Source organism: Myxococcus hansupus (assembly GCF_000280925.3).
GTDB lineage: Bacteria > Myxococcota > Myxococcia > Myxococcales > Myxococcaceae > Myxococcus > Myxococcus hansupus.
Map to the genome: position 1 here is coordinate 4,634,803 of NZ_CP012109.1, position 24,610 is coordinate 4,659,412.

Below are 24,610 nucleotides of genomic sequence, written 5' to 3' on the forward strand. Positions count from 1 at the left end.
GTAAGGAGCCGTGACGCCATGCAGGTCTGGGTCAACGGAGAGACGCGCGAGGTGCCCGAAGGCATCACCCTTTCGGCACTGCTGGAGTCGCTTCAGGTGGGTGGTCCCGGCGTCGCCGTGGAGGTGAACGCGGAGGTGGTGCGCCGCGCCCGCCACCCCGAGCACCGCCTCCAGACGGGGGACCGTGTGGAAATCGTCACCTTCGTCGGCGGCGGCTAGCCAGGAGTCGGCACATGAGCATCCAGGACAAGCCTTTCACCCTCGCCGGAGTGACGTTCAGCTCCCGGCTCATCCTCGGCACGGGGAAGTATCCCAGCCACGACATCATGAAGCGCTGCCACGAGTCCTCGGGCACGGAGATGGTCACCGTCGCGGTGCGCCGTCTCGACCTGAAGGCCACCGGCGAGGCGTCCCTGATGAACTGGATCGACCACAACCGCCTGCGCCTGCTGCCCAACACGGCGCTCTGCTACACGGCGGATGACGCGGTCCGAACCTGCCGGCTCGCCGAGGAGCTGGGCATGAGCAAGTGGGTGAAGCTCGAGGTCCTCGGCGACGAGAAGACGCTCTATCCCGACGTCGAGGAGACGGTGAAGGCGGCCCGCGTCCTGGTGAAGGAGGGCTTCACCGTGCTGCCCTACACCAGCGACGACCCCATTACCGCGCGCAAGCTGGAAGACGTGGGCTGCGCGGCCGTCATGCCCCTGGGCGCGCCCATTGGCAGTGGCCTGGGCATCCGCAATCCGCACAACATCCGCCTCATCCTGGAGACGGTGAAGATCCCCGTCATCGTCGACGCGGGCGTGGGCACCGCGTCCGACGCGGCCATCGCCATGGAGCTGGGTGTGGAGGCCGTGCTGATGAACACCGCCATCGCCGGCGCGCAGGACCCGGTGCGCATGGCCGTGGCCATGAAGAAGGCCGTGGAGGCGGGCCGCGACGCGTATCTGGCCGGCCGCATCCCCCGGAAGGCGTACGGTTCAGCATCCAGCCCGATTGAAGGACTGGTCGACCCCTGACCGCCCTCCCCCGGGTCATCGTCATCACCGACTGGCGCCTGCCTCCCGAACGGTTGAGGTGGGCGCTCACCCGGGCCCTCGACGTGGGGCCCGAGGTCGCCGTGCAGCACCGCCACCCGGAGGCGACCGGACGCCAGTTCCTCGAACAAGCACGAGCGCTGGCGGCGCTGTGCCAGGCGCGCGGCAATCCGCTCTTCGTCAACGGACGCGTGGACGTCGCGCTGCTCGTGGGCGCGCACGTGCACCTCCCCGCCCATGGCCCGGCGCCCGAGGATGTCCGCCCGCTCCTGCCTCCAGGCCGGTGGATCAGCACCGCCATTCATGACGCCACGGAGGCCCGGGGCGCGGCGGGCGCGGACCTCGCCCTCGTCAGCCCTGTCTTCGCCCCGGGTTCCAAGCCCGGCGACACGCGAATCCCGCTGGGCCCGGAGGGCTTCCGCGCACTGGCCGCGTCCCTGCCCTGCCCCGCGCTGGCCCTGGGCGGCATCACGCCGGAGCGCGCACGGGCCCTGCCAGACGCGGCGGGCTTCGCGGTCATCTCTGGCGTCCTCGAAGCCGAGGACCCCGCGTTCGCGGTCCGGGCTATGCTGCGCCCCCTGTGAGCCGCCCCAACCCCACCCCGTCCGACCTGCGTCCCCTCGCCATGGGGGAGATGATTGACCGCGCCGCCACGTTCTGGCGCGCCCACCTGAAGCCGCTCTTCTTGCTGAGCTTTGGCTTCTCGCTGGTGAGCTACATCGCGACCAAGACGGCGCTGGTGGTGGGCCAGCGCGTGGCCCCGCTGCTCTACATGGCGGACGCGGAGTCGCTCGCGAAGGAGGCCCCGGAGGTCATGCTGCCGCAGGCGGCGGTCACCATCACGCTGTGGACGGGCCTGTTCCTCGTCCTCCTCTGGGTCTACTGGATGTCCACCCTGGCCGCCGCGCGCTACGTGTTGACGTCCCAGTTGGGTGACCCCGTTCGCCCGGCGGACGCCCTGCGCAGGGCCTTCTCCCGGCTGGGCACGCTGACGGCGGTCTACCTGCTGTCGCTCGGATGGTCGACGCTGGTGACCTGCGTGCTCATGCTCCCAGGTGGCCTCCTGGCCATCGCGGGCATCGCCGTGGGCGTCACCTCGGGGTCCAACACCGTGGCGATTGTGCTGGGCGTGCTGGGCGCCCTGCTCGCCGGCCTGGGCATGGTGGCCGCGCTGCTCTGGTACATGCTGCGCTTCCTGCTGGTTCCCCCCGTGTTGGCCATGGAGGACCTGGGCGCCTGGGCGACGTTCCGCAGGTCGGGGCAGCTCCTGTCGGGCCGCGTGGAGCCGGGGTTCCTCGGCCGGGTCATGGTGCGCGCGATGATTCTCTTCACCGTGGTGAGCCTCATCCTCATCTCGGTGCAGCTCGTCTCCGGCTTGCCCTCGTGGCTGGCGATGCTGCCCTACGGCAACCCGTTCGAGCCGGGAACCATGGCGCGCACGCCGCAGTTGCTGCTGGTGCCCATGGAGCTGCTGCAGACGGTGGCGCAGTCCGTCTTCTCCCCCATCAACTTCGTCTTCTGTGCGCTCTTCTACCTGGACATGCGCGTGCGCCGCGAAGCCCTGGACCTGGAGCACCAGCTCGACACGACGCCGCCCGCCGCGTAACGGCGCGCCCAGGACTCCACCGTGCCGAGCCTCCCCTTCCTCCTGCTGCTGGCCGCCCTGCCCTGCGCCGAGCGGGAGGCCACCGTCCAGAACCTGCGGGAGACCGCGGAGCACCGCCCCGCGAAGCTCACCGACGCGGTGAACGCCTTGTCGACGCGGTTGGGTGGCATGCCGCTTCCGGCCGCGAAGGACGGCGCCACCGAGCCCGAACGCGCGGAGCAGCTTGCCCGCTTTCTCGAGCAGGCCTGTGACGTCGAGGCGTTGGCACAAGGCCCCGCCGCCGTCCCCACGCCCCCGAGCGAACCCGAGCGGCTCCAAGCCATCCTCGACCGGCCGGAGTTCGCCCGCGCCCGCGAGCGTCACGGCGATGCCCTCAAGCGCCTGATGCGGGAAGTCACCACCTGGCTGGAAGGCCTCTTCGAGTCGCGCGAGGCGCAGGGCTTCGCGGTGGCCACCCGAGCGGTGATGCTGGGAGTGGCGCTCGCGCTCCTGCTCTGGGGAGCGCTGAAGCTGCGCGCACTGCGTGGGAAGCGCGCCACGAAGACAGCCACCACCGCGACCCCCGACGCGGCGCCGCTGGTGTTGGCGTCACCAGGCGAGCACCTGCGCCGCGCCCGGGCGGCCCTCACCACCGATGGTCGCGAAGCCATCCGCGAGGGACTGCTGAGCCTCCTCTCCGCGCTGGAGGAGCGGCGGCTCGCCCGGCCCGACCGCGTCAGGACCAATCGCGAGCTGGCCGCGGAACTGCCGGGACGCGGTGCGCCCGCGCCGCTGGTGCGCGAGGTGGAGCGGCTGATGGACTGGTACGACCGCGCCTTCTATTCGCTCGCGCCCGTGGCCTCGGATGAAGCGGCCCGCTTCGTCACCGAGGTGGAGAATCTGAACGGCACCCTCGCCACGGGGAGCGCCCGGTGAAGAACGTCCGGACCGTCGCCGTCTTCGGCGTGCTCATCGTCCTGGCCCTCGCGCTGGGCCTGTTCACGCGCACGGATGCTCCCGACTCACCGGTTCCCACGGTGGAGAACACCGGACCGCAGGGCGCGCGCGCGTTGTACCTGTACCTGCGTGAGGGCGGCAAAGCCGTGGACACGCGCCTCACCCCCTTGGAAGGCCTCGCCTCGACCACGCGCACCGTGGTGCTCGCGGCGCCGCAGGGCCGGCCCGTGACGGAGGACGAGGTCCAGGAGCTGGAGCGCTTCGTCCGAGGCGGTGGCACGCTCGTCTATCTCTCGACGCGGGAGATGGGAAAGCACCAGCCCGCGCTGGAGGAATGGCTCGCGCTGGAATCCGGAGTGCTGCTGCCCGCGAGTGGCCGGGGCCTGGACTCGTCCCTGACAGACGTGGGCGGCAGCACCGTGGACGTCTGGCTGCCCGTGGGCCCCCTGCACGGGCTCTCCCACTTGCGCGTCTCGCAGGACCGCGGCCTGCGCATGGTGCATGACGACGCCGTGCCCGTCGCGGGACTGGGGGGCGCTGTCGCGGTGTGGCGGCGAGCGATGGATTCGGGCGAGGTGTACGTGCTCGCGGGCGCGGACCTCGCGGAGAACCGCCGGCTGGAGATGCTGGACAACCTGCGCTTCTGGGATGCCCTGGCCGCCCGAGGTCCGCTGAGCTTCGACGAGTACCACCACGAGCCCGCGCCGCCGCCGCCCTTCGCGCGTGGCATCTGGGTCTTCGTGGCGCAGGTGTTGGCCGTGGGCCTGCTCTACACCGTCTCCCGCGGCACGCGCTTCGGCGCACCCCGGCCGCTGCGCGTGGAGCGTCACCGGTCCGCGCTGGAGTACGTGCGCAGCATGGGCTGGCTCATGCGCCGCGCGAAGGTCGAAAAGGAGCTCCTGCCCGAGTTGGACCAGGCCCTGCGGCAGCAGATGCAGGAGCGGCTGGGCATCCCCCTGGCCTTGTCCGACGCGGATGCCGCGCGCCTGTTGGAACAGGATGGCGGCATCCCCGCCTCCAGCTACCTGGAGGCGAAGGCCGACCTCGAGCGGACCCAGGCGCAGCCCTCCGTCACACCGGCGGACTACGCCCGGGTGGCCCGCGGCTACGCCCACCTGGAGCGTGCGCTGGCGGGCCGCGACGCCGCTTAGCCCGGCGCCCCGTCAGAGGGCCTTGCCGTCCGCCACGAGCGCGGCGCCCACATGGTGCCGAATCTCATCGACGCGGGCGTCCCAGCTCTCGCTGAAGATGCGCTCGGCGCGCTCGCGGTTGGGACCGGGCTTGTTCGCCAGGCACTCGTCCACCTTGCGCACGAAGTCCTCGGTGTCCTTCGCGATCTTGCAGAGCCCCACCTTGCGGACCTCGGGCAGGTCGGTGGACACCACCGGCAGGCCCGACGCGAGGTACTCGCGCACCTTGAGCGGGTTCGCGTTCAGCGTCAGCTCGCTGACCTTGAAGGGCATCAGCGCCACGTCGAACGCCTTGCTGTAGCCCGGCAGGTCCGCGTACGGCTTGCGGCCCAGCATGTGGATGTTCGGCTCGGCCTTCAGCGCGGAGTCGTCACAGTCCGGCGTCGTCTTGCCGATGATGACCACCGAGCCCTCCGGGTGCGCACGGGCCGTGGCGATGATGGCCTCCTGGTCCACCCAGTCCGCCACCAGACCGAAGAAGCCGATGATGGGCTTGGGCAGCCGCGCGATGTCCTCCGGAATGGGCGTGGCCGGGTCACACGCTTTCACGAAGTGGGAGAAGTCGGTGCCATGCCGCACCAGCACCGTGCGCGGATTGACGCGGGCCTTGTTCTCACGGAGCCGCTCCGCCGAGGTGATGCAGAGGTCGGCGCGCTTGAGCAGCCGCTCCTCCAGCTCCGCGATGTGGCGGCCATTGGTGTCGCTGAAGGCGGAGAACTCGTCCACGCAGTGGTAGATGACGAACTCCTCCCCCAGCGTGCCGGACACCGGCGCGGAGGCGGGCAGGAAGCTCCAGGAGATGGGCTTGTGGAAGCCCAGCTTCTTCATGGCGCGCAGCACCTGGAGGCGCAGCAACTGCCGGTTGGCGCCGCGCACCAGCTCCGAGCCATAGAAGGGAATCGCCAGCGGCGACAGCACGTGGAGGTTGGGCTCCACCTCGCGGAGGCCCTCGGTGAAGCGGCCCAGCTTGTTGAAGATGCGCTTCACGTCATGCGCGTTCGCCTTGGGCGCGCGGTTGCCGATGCTGTTCACCCAGAGGATGCGGTTCTCCCGGGCGAGGATCCGCATGATGTGGACCTTGGACAGCGGGTCCCCATCCCAGTCGTTGGAGAACACCACCAGGTCCCGTCCCCGCAGCGCCTTGCGCGCGAGGTCCATGTCATCACTGCGCCGCATGTCTCGTCTCCCCCAGGCCTAAACCTTGTTCGTGTGACGTCTTGATTCCGTTGTGCGAGCCCAGCTCCGCGTACAGCGAGAGCAGCTCCGGCCCCGCATCCACCTGGGACGCATGCACGGGCCCTGCCGCGATGGCCTCGCGCAGCACCCGCGCCAGGTCGCTGGCATCCCCCGCCGCGAACACCCGGGTCCCCTCCGGCCGGACGCACACATCACTGGCCACGCAGGGCACGCCCAGCGTCAGGGCCTCGCGAACGGAGATGGCGTCTCCGTCATGCGTCGTGGGCCGCACGAAGGCGTCGCCTCGCGCGATGAGCCCCAGCGCGGCGGCATGCTCCAGCTCGCCCAGCACTTCCAGGTGACCCGCGACCCGCGCCTCGCGGACATCGCGGATGAACTCGTCCGAATCCAGCCCCGGACCGAAGAGCGCCAGCCCCACGTCCGGCCACGTCTGCGCCAGCTCGCGCAAGGCCCGGAACATGAGCGTGCGCCCGTACACGGGCGAGGGATGGTGCGCCATGGTCAGCAGCGTGCGCCTGCGGGTGCGCGCGGTCTCCACCGCCGCGGGCACCGGTCCAGGCCGGACCTGGGAGGCGCAGAAGGCCGGAAGGACTTCCACCTTCTCCGCCGGCACGCCACAGCCCACCAGCGCGTCCTTCACCGCCGCGGACACCGCCACCACGCGCGAGTAGCCCGACAGCGCCAGCCGGGCGAAGTTCCGCCGCGCCGCCGACGCGGCGAGGTAGTCCGGCAGCAGCCCGGAGTGGAGGGTGATGACCCGGGGAGACTTCGCCCCCGGCACCCCGCCCACCATGCCCGCGAGCACCCAGGACTTGGGATTGTTCCCACTGGTGTGGACATGCACCGTCCACCCGGTGGCGACGTACCGCGCGAGCCGCAGGCCGAACTGAGCGGCGCCTCGAGCCGGGATGACGTCCGGAGCCAGCCGGCCGCCCTTTCCGATATCGAGCACCTTCACTTCGACCCCACGGCCGCGCAGGAAGCCATGAAGCTGTTGAACATGAACCGCGACGCCACCATGCGGCGGCGGGTAGTCCCCGACGAGGAGCACGCGCATCGATGTGTCTCCCAGGGCCTATTGCCGCAGCGTCGAGGGAGGCACCGACACCAGCGACACGCGGGGCGGAAGCTGCCCCATCTCACGCTGGTACGTGCCAAGCGGGTCCGGGTCCTGACGAATCACCCGCGCGGGCACACCGGCCACCACCGTGCCCGGCGCCACGTCCTTCACCACCACCGCGTTGGCGCCGATGACGGCGAAGTCGCCAATGTGGATGTTGCCCAGAATCTTGGCGCCCGCGCCCATGCGCACGTAGTCACCGATGACCGGCGCGCCTTCGATGCCCGAGCGCCCGCCAATGGTCACCTGCTGGGAGATGAGGCAGTGGCGCCCGACCTTCGCGGCCTTGTGGATGACCACGCCGATGCCGCCGTAGCCAAACTGCGTGCCCTCGCCAATCTCCGCGTCCTCGGGGATGTACGAGCTGTGCAGATAGTAGATGGCCTTTCGCAGCACGGCTGGCAGCAGGGGCACGCCCCGCTTCTTCAGCTTGTGCGCGAGCCGGTAGAACGTCATCGCGTCGACACCCATCACGCCTCCCAAACCCCAATTTCCGACCCGCACCAAACTAGGTACCGCCCCGCAGGGAGGGAAGTGGCCTACGCCGCCCTTCGTGCCCGCAGGCCCGCGATCAGGCTGAGCGGCCGGACGCCCGTGAAGTGCAGCACCACCAGGTAGCCGGTGAAGAACAGCGCCCCGGCCACCGCCAGCGGCAGCGCCCGCCACAGGAAGCCCGTGGGCAGGTCTGCCCAGGCCCCATGGGCCCCGGCGCGCAGCAGGAACACCGCCGCCGACGCCGCGCACGCCGCCAGCGTGGCCTTGCCCAGCGACTGCCAGGGAATCACGTCCGTCACGCCCAGCTTCCGCGCGGGGGTGGACAGCGCCGCGGGCACGCGGGCCAGCAGCATGGCCTTGCCCACCACCTCCGCCACCGCCCAGGAGCCGATACCGCCCATCAACCCGAAGTGCTTCACGCCCAGCCAGACGAGCGGCACCGTCACCGCGGCCTTCACCGCGTAGGACGCGAAGATGGCGCGCGTCTGCCCGCGGGCGCGCAGCGTTCCGTCCATGGGAAGGATGGAGAGCACCACGCCCAGCACGCTGATGCGGAACACGGGCACCGCGGGCAGGAACTTCTCGCCGAACATCGCCCCGATGAACTCCGGCGCCGCCGAGAAGAGGAACGCGGCGAACGGCAGGAAGAAGTAGGCCAGCTTGCCGGCCGCTTCCCGGAAGGCCTCCACGCCCTCCTCCAGACGGCCCTCGCGCTCCAGCTCGCCCAGGCGCACCATCAGCACCTCGCTGGTGGGCGTATAGAGGAGGTCCACCACCGGGAGCTGGAAACAGCCGACGCGGTAGAGCGCGTACAGCGCCGGCGCCACCGCGCCCGCCACCGCGTACAGGTGCGCGTTCTGCTGAGGAATGGCCAGCATCATGGCCGCGCCGAAGGGCGCCGCGTAGGAGAGCTGCTCGCGGAAGCGCTGCGCATCCACCAACGGGCCCGTGGAGCCGCGCAGCGACACCAGCCACGTCGCCAGGTAGCGCAGCCCCGCGAAGGCGGCCACCGCCATCATCATTCCGTAGAGCGAGGCCCCCAGCAGCGGCGGCACCACCATCACCGAGGCGCGCACCGCGTCCGACACCAGGTAGACGAGCGCGGACGCCTTCGTGCGCCCCTGCGACGTCAGCGACACCTCCAGCGGGAAGCTGCCCAGCAGGAAGGCGGTGTACGCGGCCAGCGGGAGCCGGTACTCGGCCAGCGCGGGATTGGAGAACCAGCCCGCCACGTACCCGAGCAGCGCGTACACGGCCACCGCGCCCACCAGGCCCGCGGCGGACATGAACAGCAACGTCTGCCCCAGGTAGGGCCGCTTCGCCTCCGCGCGGGGCAGGAAGTAATAGAGGCTCTGCACCACGCCGAACGGCAGGACGTAATAGAGCGTCGTGGCGATGAGGAACAGTTGGTAATACGTCCCGTAGTCGTCCAGGTTCAGCACCCGGGCGAGCACGAGGGGAATGGACAGCGTCAGCCCGGCGGTGAACAGCCGGGCCAACACCAAGGGGCCGGCGCGCCCGAGGAACGAGCCCCCGGACGCGGCCGACGTGGTGCTTCCGCTCACGGAACCTCCTGGACTGTCGTGGTGGCTCCGGGCGCCATCACGATTTCGTTGGTGTTCGAGGCCGGGGTGCTCAGCAGCACCGGCGCACTGGTCAACTGGTTCCCGGCTCCGGCGACGCCACCGCTCACCTGGTTTCCTCCTCCGGGAGCACTGATGAAGTGGGGCCGCTTGCCCGGCACCGGGCTGCTCATGCCCAGCACGCCGAAGCAGTCATCCAACTGGCAGCCGGTGAGCGACGACGAGTAATCACCGAGCATGCCCAGGCTGAAGTTCTCCCACAGCACCTTGCGCTTCAGGGTGAACGGGTCCCCACCGATGCGGTTGGGCATGTCCTCGGTGGTGACGCCGGAGCGGAAGCCGTTGGCGGACAGCACGCGGATGACCTCGTCGGAGTACCAGCCGTTGCAGTAGGCGAAGTCGCGGACGGTGATGCCCACCTCGCGCTCGATGGCGCGCTTGGACTCGAGAATCTCGCGCTCCACCACCTCCTGCGGCTCCAGCGTGAGCACGGTGTGCCCCAGCGTGTGCGCGCCGAACTCGAAGCCGTCGCGGGCCATGCGGCGCACTTCGTCCCAGTTCATGACGTCGCCCTGCTCCGGCACCAGGTCCGCGCCGCCGCCGAGCTGCTGCTCCAGCGCGTCGATGATGTCCGTGAGCACGCGCGAGGGGTGCTCGCCAATGAAGTCGTCCAGCGAGGCCGACACCGACTTCTGTCCGGAGAGGATGGGCCCCAGCAACTGCAGCGCGGGCGCGGGCAGCGTGTCGTAGAGCGGCTTGAAGCGGCGCTCCTGGACCCGGCGCAGCAGGTGGAACAGGCGGTCGTGGTTGAAGCGCTTCTCGGTGTTGATGAACGCCGTGGGCAGGTAGGTGATGGCCGGAACGCCCATCTCCTTCAGGACGGGATAGGCGTAGCGGTACACGTCCCGGTAGCCGTCATCGAAGGTGACGACGCACAAGTCCTTCTTCGCCACCCGGCGGCCGTTCATGACGTCCACCGCGTCACCGATGGAGGCCAGCTCGAAGCCCGCAGCGTGGGCCTCCTCCAGGTGCCGCCGGAACGTCTCCTGGGAGATGAGGAGTCCCGGAATCGACCGTTGCAGCTCACCCGTGAAGTCGCTCACCACACGGTGGTAGCTCACGATGAGGATGCGCCTTCCTCCCGACTGCGAACGGCGGTAGGCCGCCATCGCCCGCCGCATTCCGCTGTAGTGAAGCATTCCCGCCGCCGCCGCCTTGACCGCCCGCCGAATCACCTTACCCGTCGCCATTCACGCCCTCCGCGCGGATCATCCGCTGCCGCATCTCGTGCCCGCGCACAATGCAGGGGGGGTGCCAGGAGGTTGGGCACCCCGGACCGGGCAGTCGAGAGGGCTGTCCGTCGGCACGGGTCGCCTGGTGAGCAGTGGACGTTCCACTTGATGGAACCCGAACCGCCCCCTGCGGGCACCTGCGACCACATGGGGTGAAAAACCTTTCCCGCTGACGGGCCCGCTCCTTCCCCGTCCGGCCCACCGCCCCGGGTTTCACTGGTGGACACCCGGGTTTCCAGATACGAACGGCACCGCCGATGCCTCCCCTCTCCGCCGCCCCCGCCCTCGCCCTGCATGACGTCAGCAAGCGTTATGGCCGCCGGTGGGCACTGGCGCGGCTGACGTACGCGCTGCCGGCCGGGCGCTCGCTCCTGCTCACGGGCCACAACGGATCAGGCAAGACGACCCTGCTGCGACTGCTCGCCACCGCGCTCAGCCCCACGGCGGGCCGCGTGGAGGTGCTCGGCCGGGACGCGGTGGTGGACCGCGACGCGGTGCGCCGCGACGTGGCGCTCCTGTCCCACGCCAGCTTCCTCTATGAGGACCTGACCGCGCACCAGAACCTCACGGTGCTCGCCCGCCTGCTGGGGGTCCCCTCCCCTTCCGACGCGGCCAACGAGAAGCTCGCCCGGGTGGGCCTGGACCGCCGGTCCGACAGCCCGGTCCGCGGCTTCAGCGCCGGCATGCGCAAGCGCCTGGCGATTGCCCGCCTGCTGCTCAAGGCGCCGTCCATCGCCCTGCTCGACGAGCCCTTCGGTGAGCTGGACCCCTCGGGAATCCGCGACATGGAGGCCATCATCGCGGAGCTCAAGGCCAGCGGGGTCACCGTCATCCTGGCCACGCACCTCATCGAGCAGGGGCTGACGCTGTGTGAAGAGCGGCTGCACCTGCAGGACGGCCGGGCGGTGGCGGCATGAGCGCCCCCCGGCCCCGTCCCATTGGCCTGCTGACGGCCACGCTGGCCCTGCTGCGCAAGGACCTGCTCATCGAGTGGCGCACCCGCGCGCGGCTCAACGCCATCATCTTCTTCGCGCTGGCCACGCTGCTGATGTTCTCCTTCGCACTGGGCCCGGACACCAAGCTGCTGGAGAAGAACGCGGGCGGCTACTTCTGGCTGGCCATCCTCTTCGCCAGCGTGCTGGCCCTGGGCGAGTCCTTCCGCGTCGAGTCGGAGAACGCGTGCATGGACGGCATCCGGCTGGCCCCCGCGGATGCCCGCGCCATCTTCCTGTCCAAGGCGCTGGGGAACACCCTGCTGCTGACGGCGCTGGGCGCCCTGCTGGTGCCCGTGATGGTCGCCCTCTATGGGGTGAGCATCGTCACCAGCGTGGCGGACCTGGGGCTCATCCTCCTGCTCGGTTGCCTGGCCCTGAGCGCCCCCGGCACCGTCTACGCTGCGATTTCGAGCAATGCCCGGGCACGAGACGTGCTCCTGCCTTTGCTATTGTTCCCGCTCGTCATCCCGGCCCTGCTCTCCGCCGCCAAGGCGACCACGCTCGTACTTCAGGGAGACCCCATGAATCAGTTTGGCTCATGGGCGGGGCTTTTGGGCGGCTTCAATCTGATTTATTGGAGCGTAGGCTTCTTGCTGTTCCCGCGGATCATCGAGGACTGACGGATGGGAAAGTTCATCAAGTGGGGCCTGCTGGCGCTGTCGCTGGCCGTGCTCGCCACGGGGTGGTGGCTGGGGCTCGCGTGGGCGCCGCCGGACCGTGAGATGGGCGACGTGCAGCGCATCATGTACGTCCACGTTCCGCTCCAGTGGGCGGCCATGGTCGCCATGTTCGTCAACTTCGTGGCGGCCGTCAGCTACATGTTCAAGGCGAGCTGGAAGCTGGACGCCACCGCGGAGGCCTCGGCGGAAGTCGGCCTGGTGTTGGGCACCGCGGGGATGATCACCGGCGCCATCTGGGGCCGGCCCACCTGGGGCGTCTACTGGTCCTGGGACCCGCGGCTGACGTCGCAGGCCATCATGTTGGTGGCCTACACCGGCTACCTCGTCCTGCGGCGCTTCGTGGAGGACCCGGAGAAGCGCGCGACGTGGAGCTCGGTGGTGGCCATCATCGGCGCCATCAACCTGCCCATCGTGTGGTTCTCCGTGCGCTGGTGGCGCAGCCTGCACCAGGTGCAGTCCACGCCCAAGACGGTGGACCCGGAGATGACCCTGGCGCTGCGCGTGTCGGCCTTCGGCATGCTGTTCATCACCGTCTGGTTCCTGGTGGCGCGCTACCGCCAGGCCCTGGCCGAGCGCCAGGCGGAAGTGGCCCTTCCGGACGCGGTGCCTTCGGACCTCGCCGCCGCCAGCGGCGCCAACTCCTCCCGGGTGGCCTGAACATGACGACGCTTTCCACACAGATGCTGTGGCTCCTCGCCGCGGCGCCGGGCCAGGTCGGCAGTGGCCGCATCGTCGGCGGGTGGGGCTATGTCTGGGCCTGCTACGCCATTACAGTCGCCATGCTGGTTCTCTACGCCGTGTCTCTCTGGGTTCGTCGGCCCAAGGCCCCCACCGACGCCAAGGAGTGATTCGTCATGTCTCCTGTCGCGCGAAACCGTCTGATTGCCCTGGGTGCGCTGCTCGTCGCGGGAACCGGCCTGGGGTTCGTGGCCTTCGGCAACATCGGCGAGAACCTCGTCTATTACTGGAGCCCGTCGGAGATGCTGGGCCAGGGCTCCAAGGCGTACTCGGCCACCATCCGCCTGGGCGGCGTGGTGGAGGCCGGCAGCATCCAGTGGAACGCCGAGCACACCACGCTGCAGTTCCGCGTGGCGGATGACGTCAAGGAAGGCTCGCCCAGCGTGCTGGTCCGCGCCACGGAGACGCCGCCGCAGATGTTCCGCGACAAGATTGGCGTCGTCGTGGAGGGCACCTACGACAAGTCCGGCGTGTTCAGCTCCAACCGGCTGATGGTGAACCACTCCAACGAGTACCGCGCCCCCAAGGAGGGCGAGGATCCTCGGCAGTGGCAGGAGACGCTCTCCGACGCCACGACGGTCATGGGTGCGAAGTGAACGGAACCGTCGGTTACGGCCTGGTGCTCGGAGGGCTCGCGTTCGCGGCCTTCGGTGCGCTCGTGGGCCTGGTCAGTGGCCTGCGCCGCAGTGACGCGGGCCTGCCGTGGGTGATGCGCGCGGTGTGGGGCTTCGCCGCGTGCCTCATCGGCGCCAACCTGGTGATGGTGCACGCGCTCGTCACCCACGACTTCAGCGTGCGCTACGTGGCGCAGGTCGGCAGCCGCTCCACCCCACTGGTCTACACCATCGTCTCGCTGTGGAGCGCCCTGGAGGGGTCCATCCTCTTCTGGGGCCTCATCATGGGCGGCTACATCGCCGCCTTCGCCTTCATCCACCGCAAGGAGCACGCGCGCTACATGCAGTTGGCGCTGGGCACCATGCTGGCGGTGGGCGTCTTCTTCACCTTCCTCATCGCCGGTCCGGCCAACCCGTGGGGCGCGGTGTCCCCGGTGCCCATGGATGGCCCCGGTCCCAACCCGCTCCTCCAGAACCACGTCCTGATGATCATCCACCCGCCCATGCTGTACCTGGGCTACGTGGGCATGACGGTGCCGTTCGGCGTCGCGGTGGCGGGCCTGCTGCGCGGCGAGATTGGCGAGGCGTGGATGGCGCCCCTGCGGCGCTGGACGCTGGTGGCCTGGCTGTTCCTGTCCATCGGCATCATCCTCGGCGCCTGGTGGGCCTACGCCGTGCTCGGCTGGGGCGGCTACTGGGCGTGGGACCCGGTGGAGAACGCGTCCTTCCTGCCGTGGCTGACGGCGACGGCGTTCATGCACTCCACCATGGTGCAGGAGCGCAAGCGGATGCTGAAGCTGTGGACGCTCAGCCTCGCGCTCGCGTCCTTCGTGCTCACCATCCTGGGCACGTTCATGACGCGCTCGGGCATCTTCAACTCGGTGCACTCGTTCACCCAGTCGGACATCGGCCCCACGTTCCTGGTGTTCCTGGGCTTCCTCCTGGTGGTGTGCGTGGGCCTGCTGGCGGTGCGCGGCCCGCTGCTGGTGCCGGAGGGCCAGCTCGCCTCGCCCATGTCCCGTGAGGCGAGCATCCTGGTGAACAACCTGGTGTTCGTGGCCATCACCTTCACGGTGCTCCTGGGCACGCTCTACCCGCTCATCTCCGAGGCGGTGCGCGGCGTGCGCGTGAGCGTGGGCGAGCCGTACTTCAACAAGATGGCGGTGCCGGGCGGCATCGCGGTGCTCTTCCTGATGGGCGTGGGCCCGGTGCTCCCCTGGGGCAAGCCGGATCCCGCCACGCTGCGCCGCCAGTTCATCATCCCCGCCGTGGTGGGGCTGGTGGTGACGGCGGTGTGCTTCGCGGTGGGGCTGCGCGGGGTGTACCCGCTGATGACCTTCGGGCTGGCGGGCTTCGTCACCGTCATCACCCTGCGTGAGCTGGTGGCCCCGGTCCGCGTGCGCATGTCCGAGCGCAAGGAAGGCTTCGTCACCGCGCTGACGACGAGCGCCATCAAGGCCCAGCGCCGCTTCGGCGGCTACGTGGTGCACCTGGGCATCGTGCTCATCATCGTCGCCGTGGCGGCCTCGTCCGCCTACGTGAAGCACACGTCCGGGACGCTGAAGAAGGGGCAGGTCATCGAGCTGGGCGGCTACCAGATGAAGTACATGGGGCTGGTCAGCGGCGAGGAGGCCCACCGCACCTTCGTGGCCGCGCGCGTCGAGGTGACGGCCCCGGGTGGCGAGGTGTCCGAGCTCAAGCCGCGCCTCAACTACTACGAGCGCAGCACCGACCCCATCGGCACGCCCGGCGTGCGCGAGACGCCCGCCGAGGACCTGTACATGTCCTTGATGGCGTTCTCCGAGAAGGCGGGGACGGCGAGCTTCAACGTCTGGGTCTTCCCGCTGGTCGGGTGGATCTGGTGGAGCATCCCGCTGCTGGTGCTGGGCACGCTCATCGCGCTGTGGCCGCGCCGCAAGGCGGCCGTGGCCATGGCGGGCGCTCCAGCGCTGGGCTCCTCCCCTCTGACGGGTGGTGACGCCGAACGGGGAGCCGCCTGATGAAGGGCTGGCGCTACACGCTCGGCTTCGTGGTCCTCTGCGCGGGGCTGCTCTTCGTGCTCTCCAAGGGCTTCGGGCGCAACCCGCACGAGGTGCCCTTCATGCTGAAGGGCAAGCCCGCGCCGGACTTCGCGCTGCGCGCGTTGGACAGCGGCGAGAAGGTGAGCCTGGCCGACCTGAAGGGCCGGCCGGTGGTCATCAACTTCTGGGCGTCGTGGTGCGGCCCGTGCCGCATCGAGCACCCCGTGCTGGAGTGGGGCGCGCGGCAGTACGGCTCGCAGGCGGTGTTCCTGGGCGTGGTGTTCCAGGACACCGACGACAACGCGCGAGGCTTCCTCCAGCAGTACGGCGCCAGCTTCCCGCAGCTCGTGGACCCGCGCTCTCGCATGGCGCTGGACTACGGCGTCGCGGGCGTCCCGGAGACGTACTTCATCGACCCGGATGGCGTCATCCGGGGCAAGCACGTGGGTCCCATCGACCCGCAGTCGCTGGCCCTGCGCATCCAGGAGCTGTCCACGGCCCCCGCCCCCGTCGAGGCCGCGCGCCAGTAGCCCCGCAGTCACAATGAGGTGGCGGTATGCGGTGCCCGGCGTGTGGTGAAGACTCCAATTCCCGGTTGCGGTACTGCGAGAGCTGCGGCGCGAAGCTGCCGGAGCAGCCACGGGCCACGGCCAGCCGGCCCGCGCCGCGCCCCTCGCGCCCGAAGCGCGACGCCGCCGAGCCGTCCTACGCCGCGGAGATTCTCGAGGAGGTCGACGACCACGAGAGTCGGCGCCCCTACGCCGCCAGAGAGGTTCCCGAGCTGCCGCCCGAGGACAAGACGGACCCCGGTCAGTCCGAGCCCGCGTATGACGGGCCCAAGTGGCTGGCCCACGTCCCGGGACACTCCCCGTCCGTGCTCGGCGTCCTCCTGCTGGCCGGCGCCATCCTCCTGTCCCTGCTGAACATCGGCACCTGGGTGAGTTTCCCTGGCTTGCTGCTCGCGCTGGTGAGCGGCGTGGCGCTGGTCGCGAGGGAGCTTCGCGACGCGGGGGAGTCACCCGGGTTCACCGAGAAGATGCCCGCGGTGCTGATGACGCCCGAGGCGGCCACCGCGGCCACCGTGGTGTTCGTGGCGCTGGCCTTCCGTTCGCTGAGCCTGGGGGTCACCCCGCTGCTGTGGCTCGCCGGCGCCGGGCTGATTGCCCACGACCAGTACCGCAAGGTCTTCGCGGGCCCGGATGGCGTGAGCCGGTACTTCGAGCCGCGTCAGCTCCTGGTGATGCCGGAGCTGGTGGGCCTGGGCGGCGTCGCGGTGTGCCTGCTGGCGCTGTTCGCGCCCTGGGGAACGGCGAAGCTGGGCGGGGACATCATCCCGGACAACGCGCCGGTGCCGCAGGGGCCGCCCGAGCTTCGCGTCATCCAGACGCACCGGCCCACCGATGACATGCTCTACAGCTACGGCGGCGGCGTCACCACGGTGCGCGGTTGGGACCTGCCCGCGTCGGTGGTGATTGAGCTGGCACTGCTCGCGGTCCTCGCGCTGCTGGCGCTGCGCCCGGAGGTGGAGCGGCCGTCCTGGACGCGCTACCTGCCCGCGGGCGCGGTGGGGCTGTCACTGGCCTTCGCGGCGTTGAACATGCGCCTGCTGCCGGCCCCGTTCGGTTTCGTCTTCGGACTGGGCGCCGTGGGGTTCCTCGCGGTGCAGCGGCTGCGCGCGCCGCGCGAGGAGGCGCCTCCGCCCGCGCAGTACGACGACGGCTTCGAAGACGAAACGGAGATGGAAGGCGAAACAGAGCGGCAACGCTGAACGGGCGTCAGCCCGCGAAGGGCACCGGCGCCACGCCCCTGACGCCGGGTGACAGCTCGAAGAGGCCACCGGCCAGCGGCTGGGCCTCGAGCGCCTTCGCATCCAAGCCATCTCGCGCGGTGGTGACGAAGAGCCGGTCCAACGCCGGGGCCCCGAAGGCGACGCTGGTCGTCTTCGCCACGGGGAAGCGGTGCTCGGCCAGCCACGCGCCGTCCGGTGAGAAGCGACGCACACAGCCCCCCGCGTAGAAGGCAATCCACAGCCCGCCTTCCGCATCCACCGTCATCCCGTCCGGAAAGCCGTGCGGCGCCTCGAAGCGGAGGAACTCACGGCGTCGGCTCGGCACGCCGTCCGCGCTCAGGTCGAAGGCGTAGGTGACACGCTTGGGCGAGTCATTCACGTACAGGGTTCGCCCGTCCGGGCTGAACGCGGGACCATTCGACACGGTGTAGCCGTCATCGAAGCGGGCGAGGTGCCCCGCCGCGTCGAACCGGTAGAGCGCGCCCGTGGGCGACTCCTCGTGGTCATCCATGGTGCCCACCCAGAAGCGCCCTGCCGGGTCTACCTTCCCGTCATTGCAGCGGTTGTGGGTGCGCTCGGGCTCCGGGTTCAACAACCGCTCCAGACGGCCCGTGCGGGGCTCGTAGAAGGCGAGGCCCTGCTCCGTGCCCGCGATGAAGCCTCCCTGCTTCCGAGGCGCCAGCGCGGTGACACGAAGCGGCGTCTCCCAACTCTCACGGGCGCCACTGTCCAACGTCAGGCGGTGCACCTTCCGGCCCTTGATGTCGAGCCAGTAGAGCGCGCCTTCCGAAGCCATCCAGAACGGCCCCTCACCGAGCTCGGCCCGCGCCGGCCAGATGCACCGTGCCTCGTCGTGCTGGAAGACCTCCAGGGTGCCCATGCGCGGCTCCTCCAAGAAAGTGAGAGATGGACTTCCGCGCAAGGTAGCCACGCTGGGCGAGTCAGGCAGGCCCCTGTGCCCACCAAGGCTCGCGGCACGCCGGGCTCTGCCCGGCCGGCCATGCATTGCGTCCGCTGAGCAACCCACCAGGTTGAGGTCCGTTAACCCGACGCACAGAACAGGGTTATCCACGAACTTCCTGCGAAGGAGGTCCGTCAGGGTTCACGTACTTTGGGCACGCCTTCAACAACGTGACGACACAGCGCGATTCCAGGCACGGGGGGAGCGCGACATGGTCAGTCCGAGGACGGCACCAATCCGGACAGGGAACACGAGCACCTTCATCCTGAAGCAGCGGCGGCTGCATCTGGTGTTGGTGGACCCCCACGAAGTGCCGTACGCGGGCCAGGAGTACGTGCTCACCGTGGGCCGCACCGAGCACTGTGGCAGGACGGCGGCGGATGGCTCGTTGAGCCACGAGGTGCCAGGACTCGCCCAGGGGGAGCTGCTGTTGAAGGTCCGGCCGCCACTCGCGACACCGCCCCCTGCCACCAGCCCCCGTCGCGCCGCGACGCCCAGGGGCGAAACGCCGCCCTACCCCCCCGCCGTGTCAGAAGAAGACTTCCCGGATGCCACGCCCGCCGCGGCGTCCGAGCCCGTGTCACTCCACTGGGCGCTGCAACTCCAGTCCCTCGCGGGCTTCGAATCCGACGCCCTGACAGCCGCGCAGGAGCGGCTGCACAACCTGGGCTTCTGCATCGAGGGCGAGCGTGGAGCACCCGGCGCCTCGACACGGGCCGCGGTGCGAGCCTTCCAGCGGCGCCACGGCCTGCCCGAGACGGGGCAGCTCTCGGACATCCAGCGCGAGCTCATCCGCCAGCACGACGCCTGAGGCCCCCATCCATGGCACGCATTCCACTCAAGGCCAGTGTCGCCCTGGCTGCGCCCGGGGGCCGCAATCGCAACCGCCTCCGTCCCTCGAGCCATGGCATCGCGGACTTCCGCCTCCGCAGCCCGGGCGGCCCCCAATCCCGCTGTCACCACCCCGCGCCCGCCCCCGTGGTGACAGGAGGTGATGACGGCTTCCACTTCGCGCCGGGAGTGGAGCCCATCGAGCTGACGTGGCGCCTGCTCAACACCTCGGGACTGGTGCGCTCCGGCACGCTGGAGCTCTTCACGCGCCACCGCAAGGCGCCGCTCTGGTCGCGGACGCTGGGCCCCGAGCAACTCCTCCAAGGAGAGCACCGGTTCCAATGGGATGGCCGAGTCCCCTCGTGCGAAGCCTTTCCGAACGGCGTCGTCACGGTGGAGCACTCGCCGTACAAGTTGAAGCTGACGCTCCAGGGAGAGGGGCTCGCACAGTCGCCGGTGGCCTGGACGTACTTCCACGTGCTCGTCGCGGGCATGGACCTGGAGCTGGGTGACGCACGGGTGCTCGCGAAACAGCGGGACCGCGACCTCATCCGCGCGTTGAGACACCTCCCCGCGCCAGGTGAGACGGCCCAGATCCGGCTGGCCGGCAACCTCTTCAAGACGAAGCCGTCGGAGATGGCGGACAACACCGACCATCAACTGCACCAGAAGCACTGGGGCAGCGGTCCGGAGCTGCCGCTGTTCGCCCGGGTGTGGCTGAAGGACTCGCGAGGGAACCGTGTGGACGCCCCCGCCGCGCTCGGACGCGTGCGCTTCCTGTGGGATTGGGAAGACGAGACGGAGGCCATCGAGCACCACGCGCCGTCCGCCCGCGCCTTCCTGTCGAGCGCCTTGGACCGGCATCGCGCGACGTCTCGCCCCAAGGGCGACAACGCGCACCGGGACGTCGGAGGCAAACGCGGGGCACCGTCCTCCACGGTGTTCCCCAAACAAGCAGGCTACGCCCCGCGGGCCGAGCCACGTGACGGGGCCTTCCCCTTCCGAGTCACCGCATGCACCCGGCGCAAGTGGGCGGCCTACAGCCAGGCATGGACCACAGGCGCCTTCGCGGGGCGCACGGGTGTGGTGTTCCAGCCTTCGCGCATCGCGGGGGATGCGTGGCGCGTCACCGTGCAGCTCGCCTACGACAGGCGGCGCGACGGGAGCGTGGTGCTGGACATGGAGGACGACGCGCCGCTGCCCGCCGCCGTGCGAGCGTCCACCGGCATCTTTGAATCCTGGCGAGAGGTCCACATCTCGCGGCGCCTGCGCAAGGACGCGGCGGTCTCCGGCTTCTCGCTGCCCACGGTCCAAGGACACTTCGAGCGCGCGTTTCTGAGGCTGGAAGACCGGACGGGGGGTGTCTCGGAATGGAATGCCAGGGACTACAACGCGCGCATCGCCGCCGCGGTGGGGACCTCCCGTCATTGGGAGCTCCGCGCGGCCATCGACCCCACGGTGGACCAGTACGCGGCGGGCGGCCACGCCATCACCTTCCGAGCCCACGCGGAGTTCCTGACCGAGGTGAAGCGCGTGAAACACGCGGAGGACGTGGACCTTGCCCGATGGCTCGCCCCCACGCGGGAGCGACGAATGCCCCTGTTGGAGGCGCGGGACTACCACCGGCAATGTAAGGACTGGGCCAAACAGTTGCTCACCGAGGCGCTGGACTCGGCCTTGGGGACGGAGCCGGGCATCGCGCTCTTCCAGTTCTCCGGGCTCTACAATTGGGAGACCACCGTGGACGGCATTCGCGTCAACGGCTTCGCGTCGGAGTTCCCCTCGCGACAGCGAGACCGCTGCGCCGTCATCCAGTGCGCCGCGGAGGGGAACTACCGAAACGGCTTCAACACGCTCGAACAGACGCTGGCCCATGAAATCGGGCACCAGCTCTTCCTGCCCCACGCGCCCTTCCCCGTGAGCCGCACGATTGGGGGCGCGATTGCGAAGCGCCATGACGTCGACGGGAAGGACTGCCTGATGGGCTACGACTTCACCGCGGAGCGGCGCTTCTGTGGTCTGTGTTTGCTGCGCCTTCGGGGATGGAACACCCACGTCCTGGACTGTGATGGAGCCCGGAACGCGCGGCCATGAGCGCCTTCCTTCCCTGCCATTGGCTGCTCGTGCTGACGCTGTCGGCCGCGAGTCCCGCCCCTGCTCCGCCCCCAACCCGGGTGGCGCCCACGCCACCACCCGGAGGTGCCCCCATGCGCATCCAACTCCGACTCCCCAAGGCGCAACTCGTCACCTCGGAAGACCTGGACGTGCGCATCGCGCTGTCCAACGAGAGCGCCGAGCCCTTGGAGTTTCCCGACCCCTTCCGGCACTCCGACCAATCCCTGACGTACACCGTCACAGGGCCCGAGTATCCGAAGGGACACGACGTCAATCACTACACCGTCATCGCGCGTGAAGGCACACAGCCGCTGGGCGGTGTCGTGGCGCCCCAAGTGAAACTGGGCCCGGGGCGGGCGCTCGAGTCCGTGGTGCCCCTCCAGGAATGGCTGCCCATCCGCCAGCCCGGCCGCTATCGATTGACGGCCCGGCTCCATGCCGTGGGCGTCGAAGCCGTGTCCACGCCGGTCGAGTTCGAAGTCGTCGCCGGAAAGCCGGGGCCGGCCTCCGCGGGGGTGATGCTGGGGGGCGGTCCGTACTCCGGCGTGGGCACGGTCTGGCTCCAGCACCTGGAGGGGCGCACGGTGTTGATGCAGGCCGTCTTCGTCGACGAAACGGATGAGGACAGACGCGGCGTCTCCCGTCGGACCTCGAAGGCGCTGGGCTCCGTGGAGGCGGGCGCGTCCGACGCCATGGCGCCCTGGACCAACGATGCACCGGGCGGCGAGGCCGTGAGCTGGGTCGTCTGGCGTCAGGGTGCGTCCATCCTGGCCCTGGCCCCCCCGGCGACGACCGCCGCGCCCTTCCGCATCGAGTTGGAAGCGCCGCCGGACAGGATGGTCCGCCCGCCCTTGGAAACCCACGCCGGGGAACTCTTCGTCCCCGTCCTGGGAGCGGAGGGAAAGGACCTGCGGCTCTTGCGCTTCCAATCCAGCATGGAGGCGCCGCTCGTGACGCCTGGGAAGGAAGTCGGCCGCGTGCGGCTCCCCTCAGCGCCGCTCGCGGCCCGGGCCACGTTGCAACCCGCTTCGGTGGGCAATGGCATCAGCATCGTGCTCGTAAGCCAGGGGGCTGGAGGACTGGAGCTCCAACACGTGCGAGCCACGGGCGCTGGCCGCATGAGCCGCGCGGCCAGCACCCTCCTCCGCGGCCTCAGCGCCATCCCTGATTCCGAGCCCGGTGTCTGGATTGATGACGCAGGCATCGTCCATGCGACGCTGGTGGCCGCGTCGGTGAAGAACGCCCGTTTGCCCATGCTGGCGGAGGTCCGCTTCCGGTCCGACGGGAGGCTCGCGGCGCCGCCACGGATGACGCCGCTGCCCGAACTCCCGGCGAACGCGCGCGCGGCGGTCGCGAGGCACTGCCATCTGCCTCACTCCGACCGAGCCGGTGGCGTACGGTGGGCTGTGCTCTTGGAGGATGGCCGGCTGGTTCACGCGGGACAGCGCGGACCGCCTGCGTCACCCAAGCAACCGGTGGCAATGCCTCTCGAACTCCTGGAGATGCTCCAAGGCACGTTCGTCCTCACGACAGACCCCAACCAGGGGCCTGTCTTCGAATGGCTATAGGACGCGGACACGCGCTAACGAAACGGCGCGAGATAGACATAGGTCACGTCTGCGTCGATCGCATGGCCATGCTGCAGTGGGGGTACGCGTCCGCGATACGCTACGACCTGGTCATCCGGGCCAAGGCGAAACGCTATCGGTGAAATCGCCAGCGCGACGAAGAAGCTCGTGGCGCGCATCTGCACGGTGTCGCCATGGAGGGTCAGCTCGAAGCCGTATTCGCTGCCTCGGTCCAAGAAGACCAAGGGTACGGCCTGACCGCTGCGCAATTCACGCAGATGCGTACGTGCGAACTGGAACAGCGTCGGTCCGACGACGATGTTCGCATCCCTGCGCTCGCCGCCCTCGAAGTGATGTACTTCGCCCCGTTGACCGTGAACTTCCTCAAAGGCAATGAGCCGACCGCTTTCGTCTTGCGTCGCCTGTTGCAGCACGACAGGCGTGTTGTCGGCGAACGTAATGTGTGTCGAAACGCGCTCGCCGTTCGCACGCTCGACGACGCGCCGTTCATAGCGAAAGGCAGGTGCGGTGCCTCCTTCGGGCGTCACTGTCCCGACGTATATCAAATCACCATGACTGGCAGCCGGTGTCGCCAGCCGCGCCGCATGAACAGGCCTGACCGATGCGTGCCCACAGCCAACCACACCGCAAATAGCGAAGAGGAACGAATAGAGCCGTTTCATGCGAAGATGGTGCTGCACCACGGGAGTCGCCAACAATGTCGCAGGCCGCCAAACCACTGTCCGAGGGCGACATCGCCGCGTGCAACGTCATCCCTGCGTTCGAAGCGTCGCTTCTGTTCGGCGCAACCGAGGACGAACTGGCGGACCAGGTCGGCTGGTGCCGGACCGCGTTGCTTGAGCCGGACGCTCGCGTCAGCGGCGCGTCGACCTACAAGCACATGGAACTGATGTTCGAGAAGCCCCGCTATGCGGAGTTCGTCGTCGCCGCGGTTCGTGCATATGACGTCAAGAGCCTCGGCGTTGTCGGCCTCGCATGTAAAACCATGCCGAACATCGGCGTCGCCATGGCGTGTCATGCTCGATATCAAAAACTGACCAACCGCACCGCGACGTACCAGACGGAACTCCGAGCCGACGGTTTGCACATTCGTGAGCAGCGAGACGCCCCGCGCCTTGGCAGCGAGCTCATCTCCGACTACACCCTGCTCGTTGCCATTCGCCTGCTGTCGCTGCTGAGCGACGCCCCCATCCCCGTGCGGGCGATGTACAGCCGCCGAGCGCGAATGCCAGCAAGGGAGCGCGCGCTCTATGAGGAAACACTCGGCGCTTCCGTGACGACGGGTTCCGCCCTCGCCGAGCTCGTCTTGGATCCGAGTATCCTGGCGTTTGGCGTACGCAAAGCAGACGCCGAGATGGAGAGCTATTTTCGCGGTGTCCTTGAGAATGCCCTGCCGATGACCGACGAGACACCAAAGCTGCTCGTCTCGGCACAAGCCGTCATTCGCGATCAACTCCAGCAGGGAGCGCCGACCCTGAGCAAGGTCGCCCAGGCCTTGGGCCTCGGTGAGCGCACGCTACAGCGCCGTCTCAGTGAGTTCGGTCTTGGCTTTCAAGCGCTGCTCGACGACACGCGCAAAACACTGGCGGAGGGATACCTGAAGCAGCCGGAGCTGACTCTGGCCGAGGTCGCCTACCTGCTCGGCTTCGTCGAGCAGGCGTCATTCTTTCGGGCATTTCGTCGCTGGTACGGCATGACGCCACAAGCCTACCGAATGAGCATCTAAGCTCTTAGCGTCGCGACAAAGGCGGCGCTCTCATTCCCCTGCCCCGGCGCTGCCTCGGGTTGAGAGAACGGCGAGCGGCGCGCTTCAGTGACTTG

Annotated in this window: 25 protein-coding genes; 18 read left to right on the forward strand and 7 right to left on the reverse strand. The window is 69.3% G+C overall.

The window, feature by feature from the left end:
* Positions 1-18 precede the first annotated feature (18 nt).
* The 6 genes from thiS to A176_RS17730 are packed head-to-tail and all read left to right on the forward strand — an operon-like array spanning position 19 to position 4,730.
* Positions 19-219 carry a sulfur carrier protein ThiS gene (gene thiS / locus A176_RS17705; protein WP_002637410.1) on the forward strand — a complete coding sequence of 67 codons (201 nt, stop codon included), beginning with the start codon at positions 19-21 and terminating at the stop codon, positions 217-219.
* Positions 220-233: 14 nt separating this feature from the next.
* A complete protein-coding gene (locus A176_RS17710; protein WP_002637411.1) occupies positions 234-1,019 on the forward strand; it encodes a thiazole synthase in 786 nt (261 codons plus the stop codon).
* 53 nt (positions 1,020-1,072) lie between these two features.
* Entirely contained in the window at positions 1,073-1,621 is a 549-nt protein-coding gene (locus A176_RS17715) for a thiamine phosphate synthase (protein ID WP_002637412.1), read from the forward strand.
* 50 nt (positions 1,622-1,671) lie between these two features.
* A complete protein-coding gene (locus A176_RS17720; RefSeq protein WP_082282928.1) occupies positions 1,672-2,643 on the forward strand; it encodes a hypothetical protein in 972 nt (323 codons plus the stop codon).
* Between the two features lie 21 nt (positions 2,644-2,664).
* Positions 2,665-3,558, forward strand: a complete 894-nt coding sequence (locus A176_RS17725; protein ID WP_002637414.1) for a DUF4129 domain-containing protein — start codon at positions 2,665-2,667, stop codon at positions 3,556-3,558.
* On the forward strand, positions 3,555-4,730 hold the full coding sequence (locus tag A176_RS17730) for a DUF4350 domain-containing protein (protein ID WP_002637415.1): 1,176 nt from the start codon (positions 3,555-3,557) through the stop codon (positions 4,728-4,730). The genes A176_RS17725 and A176_RS17730 overlap by 4 nt, the downstream gene beginning before the upstream one ends.
* Before the next feature lie 12 nt (positions 4,731-4,742).
* Here the strand turns inward: A176_RS17730 and exoP are convergent, their stop codons facing one another.
* From exoP to exoL, 5 genes are all read right to left on the reverse strand, one after another.
* The gene (gene exoP, locus A176_RS17735; RefSeq protein ID WP_002637416.1) at positions 4,743-5,945 is read right to left on the reverse strand and encodes a spore coat polysaccharide biosynthesis glycosyltransferase ExoP; all 1,203 of its coding nucleotides are present in this window, start codon (positions 5,943-5,945) and stop codon (positions 4,743-4,745) included.
* On the reverse strand, positions 5,932-7,023 hold the full coding sequence (gene exoO / locus A176_RS17740) for a spore coat polysaccharide biosynthesis glycosyltransferase ExoO (RefSeq protein ID WP_021781535.1): 1,092 nt from the start codon (positions 7,021-7,023) through the stop codon (positions 5,932-5,934). The genes exoP and exoO overlap by 14 nt, the downstream gene beginning before the upstream one ends.
* A gap of 18 nt (positions 7,024-7,041) precedes the next feature.
* A complete protein-coding gene (locus tag A176_RS17745; RefSeq protein WP_002637417.1) occupies positions 7,042-7,557 on the reverse strand; it encodes a serine O-acetyltransferase in 516 nt (171 codons plus the stop codon).
* 68 nt (positions 7,558-7,625) lie between these two features.
* Positions 7,626-9,146, reverse strand: a complete 1,521-nt coding sequence (gene exoM / locus A176_RS17750; RefSeq protein WP_002637418.1) for a spore coat polysaccharide flippase ExoM — start codon at positions 9,144-9,146, stop codon at positions 7,626-7,628.
* Positions 9,143-10,333, reverse strand: a complete 1,191-nt coding sequence (gene exoL, locus A176_RS17755; RefSeq protein ID WP_044890817.1) for a spore coat polysaccharide deacetylase ExoL — start codon at positions 10,331-10,333, stop codon at positions 9,143-9,145. The genes exoM and exoL overlap by 4 nt, the downstream gene beginning before the upstream one ends.
* Positions 10,334-10,713: 380 nt before the next feature.
* On the opposite strand from exoL, the gene ccmA reads away from it, so the two are divergent.
* The 8 genes from ccmA to A176_RS17795 are packed head-to-tail and all read left to right on the forward strand — an operon-like array spanning position 10,714 to position 17,272.
* A complete protein-coding gene (ccmA, locus tag A176_RS17760) occupies positions 10,714-11,373 on the forward strand; it encodes a heme ABC exporter ATP-binding protein CcmA (RefSeq protein ID WP_002637420.1) in 660 nt (219 codons plus the stop codon).
* Positions 11,370-12,071, forward strand: coding sequence for a heme exporter protein CcmB (locus tag A176_RS17765; protein WP_002637421.1), 702 nt, complete (start codon positions 11,370-11,372; stop codon positions 12,069-12,071). Before ccmA ends, A176_RS17765 begins: the two co-directional genes overlap by 4 nt.
* Positions 12,072-12,074: 3 nt before the next feature.
* Positions 12,075-12,788 carry a cytochrome c biogenesis protein CcsA gene (ccsA, locus tag A176_RS17770; RefSeq protein ID WP_002637422.1) on the forward strand — a complete coding sequence of 238 codons (714 nt, stop codon included), beginning with the start codon at positions 12,075-12,077 and terminating at the stop codon, positions 12,786-12,788.
* Positions 12,789-12,790: 2 nt separating this feature from the next.
* The gene (locus tag A176_RS17775) at positions 12,791-12,979 is read left to right on the forward strand and encodes a heme exporter protein CcmD (protein ID WP_044890804.1); all 189 of its coding nucleotides are present in this window, start codon (positions 12,791-12,793) and stop codon (positions 12,977-12,979) included.
* Between the two features lie 6 nt (positions 12,980-12,985).
* A complete protein-coding gene (locus A176_RS17780; RefSeq protein ID WP_002637424.1) occupies positions 12,986-13,465 on the forward strand; it encodes a cytochrome c maturation protein CcmE in 480 nt (159 codons plus the stop codon).
* On the forward strand, positions 13,462-15,483 hold the full coding sequence (locus A176_RS17785; RefSeq protein WP_002637425.1) for a heme lyase CcmF/NrfE family subunit: 2,022 nt from the start codon (positions 13,462-13,464) through the stop codon (positions 15,481-15,483). Before A176_RS17780 ends, A176_RS17785 begins: the two co-directional genes overlap by 4 nt.
* Positions 15,483-16,034, forward strand: a complete 552-nt coding sequence (locus A176_RS17790) for a TlpA family protein disulfide reductase (RefSeq protein WP_002637426.1) — start codon at positions 15,483-15,485, stop codon at positions 16,032-16,034. The genes A176_RS17785 and A176_RS17790 overlap by 1 nt, the downstream gene beginning before the upstream one ends.
* 26 nt (positions 16,035-16,060) lie before the next feature.
* Positions 16,061-17,272 (forward strand): zinc ribbon domain-containing protein, encoded by a 1,212-nt coding sequence (locus A176_RS17795; protein ID WP_002637427.1) that lies wholly within the window; start codon positions 16,061-16,063, stop codon positions 17,270-17,272.
* Positions 17,273-17,279: 7 nt separating this feature from the next.
* Here the strand turns inward: A176_RS17795 and A176_RS17800 are convergent, their stop codons facing one another.
* A complete protein-coding gene (locus A176_RS17800) occupies positions 17,280-18,173 on the reverse strand; it encodes an SMP-30/gluconolactonase/LRE family protein (RefSeq protein WP_002637428.1) in 894 nt (297 codons plus the stop codon).
* Positions 18,174-18,465: 292 nt separating this feature from the next.
* Between A176_RS17800 and A176_RS17805 the strand changes: the two genes are divergently transcribed.
* The 3 genes from A176_RS17805 (at position 18,466) to A176_RS17815 (ending at position 22,768) form a co-directional block, all read left to right on the forward strand.
* Positions 18,466-19,065: a peptidoglycan-binding domain-containing protein gene (locus A176_RS17805; protein WP_002637429.1), complete on the forward strand. Its 600-nt coding sequence runs from the start codon at positions 18,466-18,468 to the stop codon at positions 19,063-19,065.
* An 11-nt stretch (positions 19,066-19,076) separates the two neighbouring features.
* Complete coding sequence (locus A176_RS17810) at positions 19,077-21,179, forward strand: hypothetical protein (RefSeq protein ID WP_002637430.1); 2,103 nt, start codon at positions 19,077-19,079, stop codon at positions 21,177-21,179.
* 113 nt (positions 21,180-21,292) lie between these two features.
* Positions 21,293-22,768, forward strand: coding sequence for a hypothetical protein (locus A176_RS17815; RefSeq protein ID WP_226994358.1), 1,476 nt, complete (start codon positions 21,293-21,295; stop codon positions 22,766-22,768).
* 14 nt (positions 22,769-22,782) lie between these two features.
* Here the strand turns inward: A176_RS17815 and A176_RS38715 are convergent, their stop codons facing one another.
* On the reverse strand, positions 22,783-23,451 hold the full coding sequence (locus tag A176_RS38715) for a hypothetical protein (protein WP_144429561.1): 669 nt from the start codon (positions 23,449-23,451) through the stop codon (positions 22,783-22,785).
* Positions 23,452-23,486: 35 nt separating this feature from the next.
* Between A176_RS38715 and A176_RS17825 the strand changes: the two genes are divergently transcribed.
* Positions 23,487-24,515: an AraC family transcriptional regulator gene (locus tag A176_RS17825; protein WP_002637432.1), complete on the forward strand. Its 1,029-nt coding sequence runs from the start codon at positions 23,487-23,489 to the stop codon at positions 24,513-24,515.
* Positions 24,516-24,610 lie beyond the last annotated feature (95 nt).

Bases quoted from the DNA above. Each gene is read 5' to 3' on its own strand.
- thiS (WP_002637410.1), top strand. From the start codon at position 19: ATGCAGGTCTGGGTCAACGGAGAGACGCGCGAGGTGCCCGAAGGCATC.
- A176_RS17710 (WP_002637411.1), top strand. From the start codon at position 234: ATGAGCATCCAGGACAAGCCTTTCACCCTCGCCGGAGTGACGTTCAGC.
- A176_RS17720 (WP_082282928.1), top strand. From the start codon at position 1,672: ATGATTGACCGCGCCGCCACGTTCTGGCGCGCCCACCTGAAGCCGCTC.
- exoP (WP_002637416.1), bottom strand. From the start codon at position 5,945: ATGCGGCGCAGTGATGACATGGACCTCGCGCGCAAGGCGCTGCGGGGA.
- exoO (WP_021781535.1), bottom strand. From the start codon at position 7,023: ATGCGCGTGCTCCTCGTCGGGGACTACCCGCCGCCGCATGGTGGCGTC.
- A176_RS17745 (WP_002637417.1), bottom strand. From the start codon at position 7,557: ATGGGTGTCGACGCGATGACGTTCTACCGGCTCGCGCACAAGCTGAAG.
- exoL (WP_044890817.1), bottom strand. From the start codon at position 10,333: ATGGCGGCCTACCGCCGTTCGCAGTCGGGAGGAAGGCGCATCCTCATC.
- ccmA (WP_002637420.1), top strand. From the start codon at position 10,714: ATGCCTCCCCTCTCCGCCGCCCCCGCCCTCGCCCTGCATGACGTCAGC.
- A176_RS17765 (WP_002637421.1), top strand. From the start codon at position 11,370: ATGAGCGCCCCCCGGCCCCGTCCCATTGGCCTGCTGACGGCCACGCTG.
- ccsA (WP_002637422.1), top strand. From the start codon at position 12,075: ATGGGAAAGTTCATCAAGTGGGGCCTGCTGGCGCTGTCGCTGGCCGTG.
- A176_RS17775 (WP_044890804.1), top strand. From the start codon at position 12,791: ATGACGACGCTTTCCACACAGATGCTGTGGCTCCTCGCCGCGGCGCCG.
- A176_RS17780 (WP_002637424.1), top strand. From the start codon at position 12,986: ATGTCTCCTGTCGCGCGAAACCGTCTGATTGCCCTGGGTGCGCTGCTC.
- A176_RS17790 (WP_002637426.1), top strand. From the start codon at position 15,483: ATGAAGGGCTGGCGCTACACGCTCGGCTTCGTGGTCCTCTGCGCGGGG.
- A176_RS17795 (WP_002637427.1), top strand. From the start codon at position 16,061: ATGCGGTGCCCGGCGTGTGGTGAAGACTCCAATTCCCGGTTGCGGTAC.
- A176_RS17800 (WP_002637428.1), bottom strand. From the start codon at position 18,173: ATGGGCACCCTGGAGGTCTTCCAGCACGACGAGGCACGGTGCATCTGG.
- A176_RS17805 (WP_002637429.1), top strand. From the start codon at position 18,466: ATGGTCAGTCCGAGGACGGCACCAATCCGGACAGGGAACACGAGCACC.
- A176_RS17810 (WP_002637430.1), top strand. From the start codon at position 19,077: ATGGCACGCATTCCACTCAAGGCCAGTGTCGCCCTGGCTGCGCCCGGG.
- A176_RS17815 (WP_226994358.1), top strand. From the start codon at position 21,293: ATGCGCATCCAACTCCGACTCCCCAAGGCGCAACTCGTCACCTCGGAA.
- A176_RS38715 (WP_144429561.1), bottom strand. From the start codon at position 23,451: ATGAAACGGCTCTATTCGTTCCTCTTCGCTATTTGCGGTGTGGTTGGC.
- A176_RS17825 (WP_002637432.1), top strand. From the start codon at position 23,487: ATGTCGCAGGCCGCCAAACCACTGTCCGAGGGCGACATCGCCGCGTGC.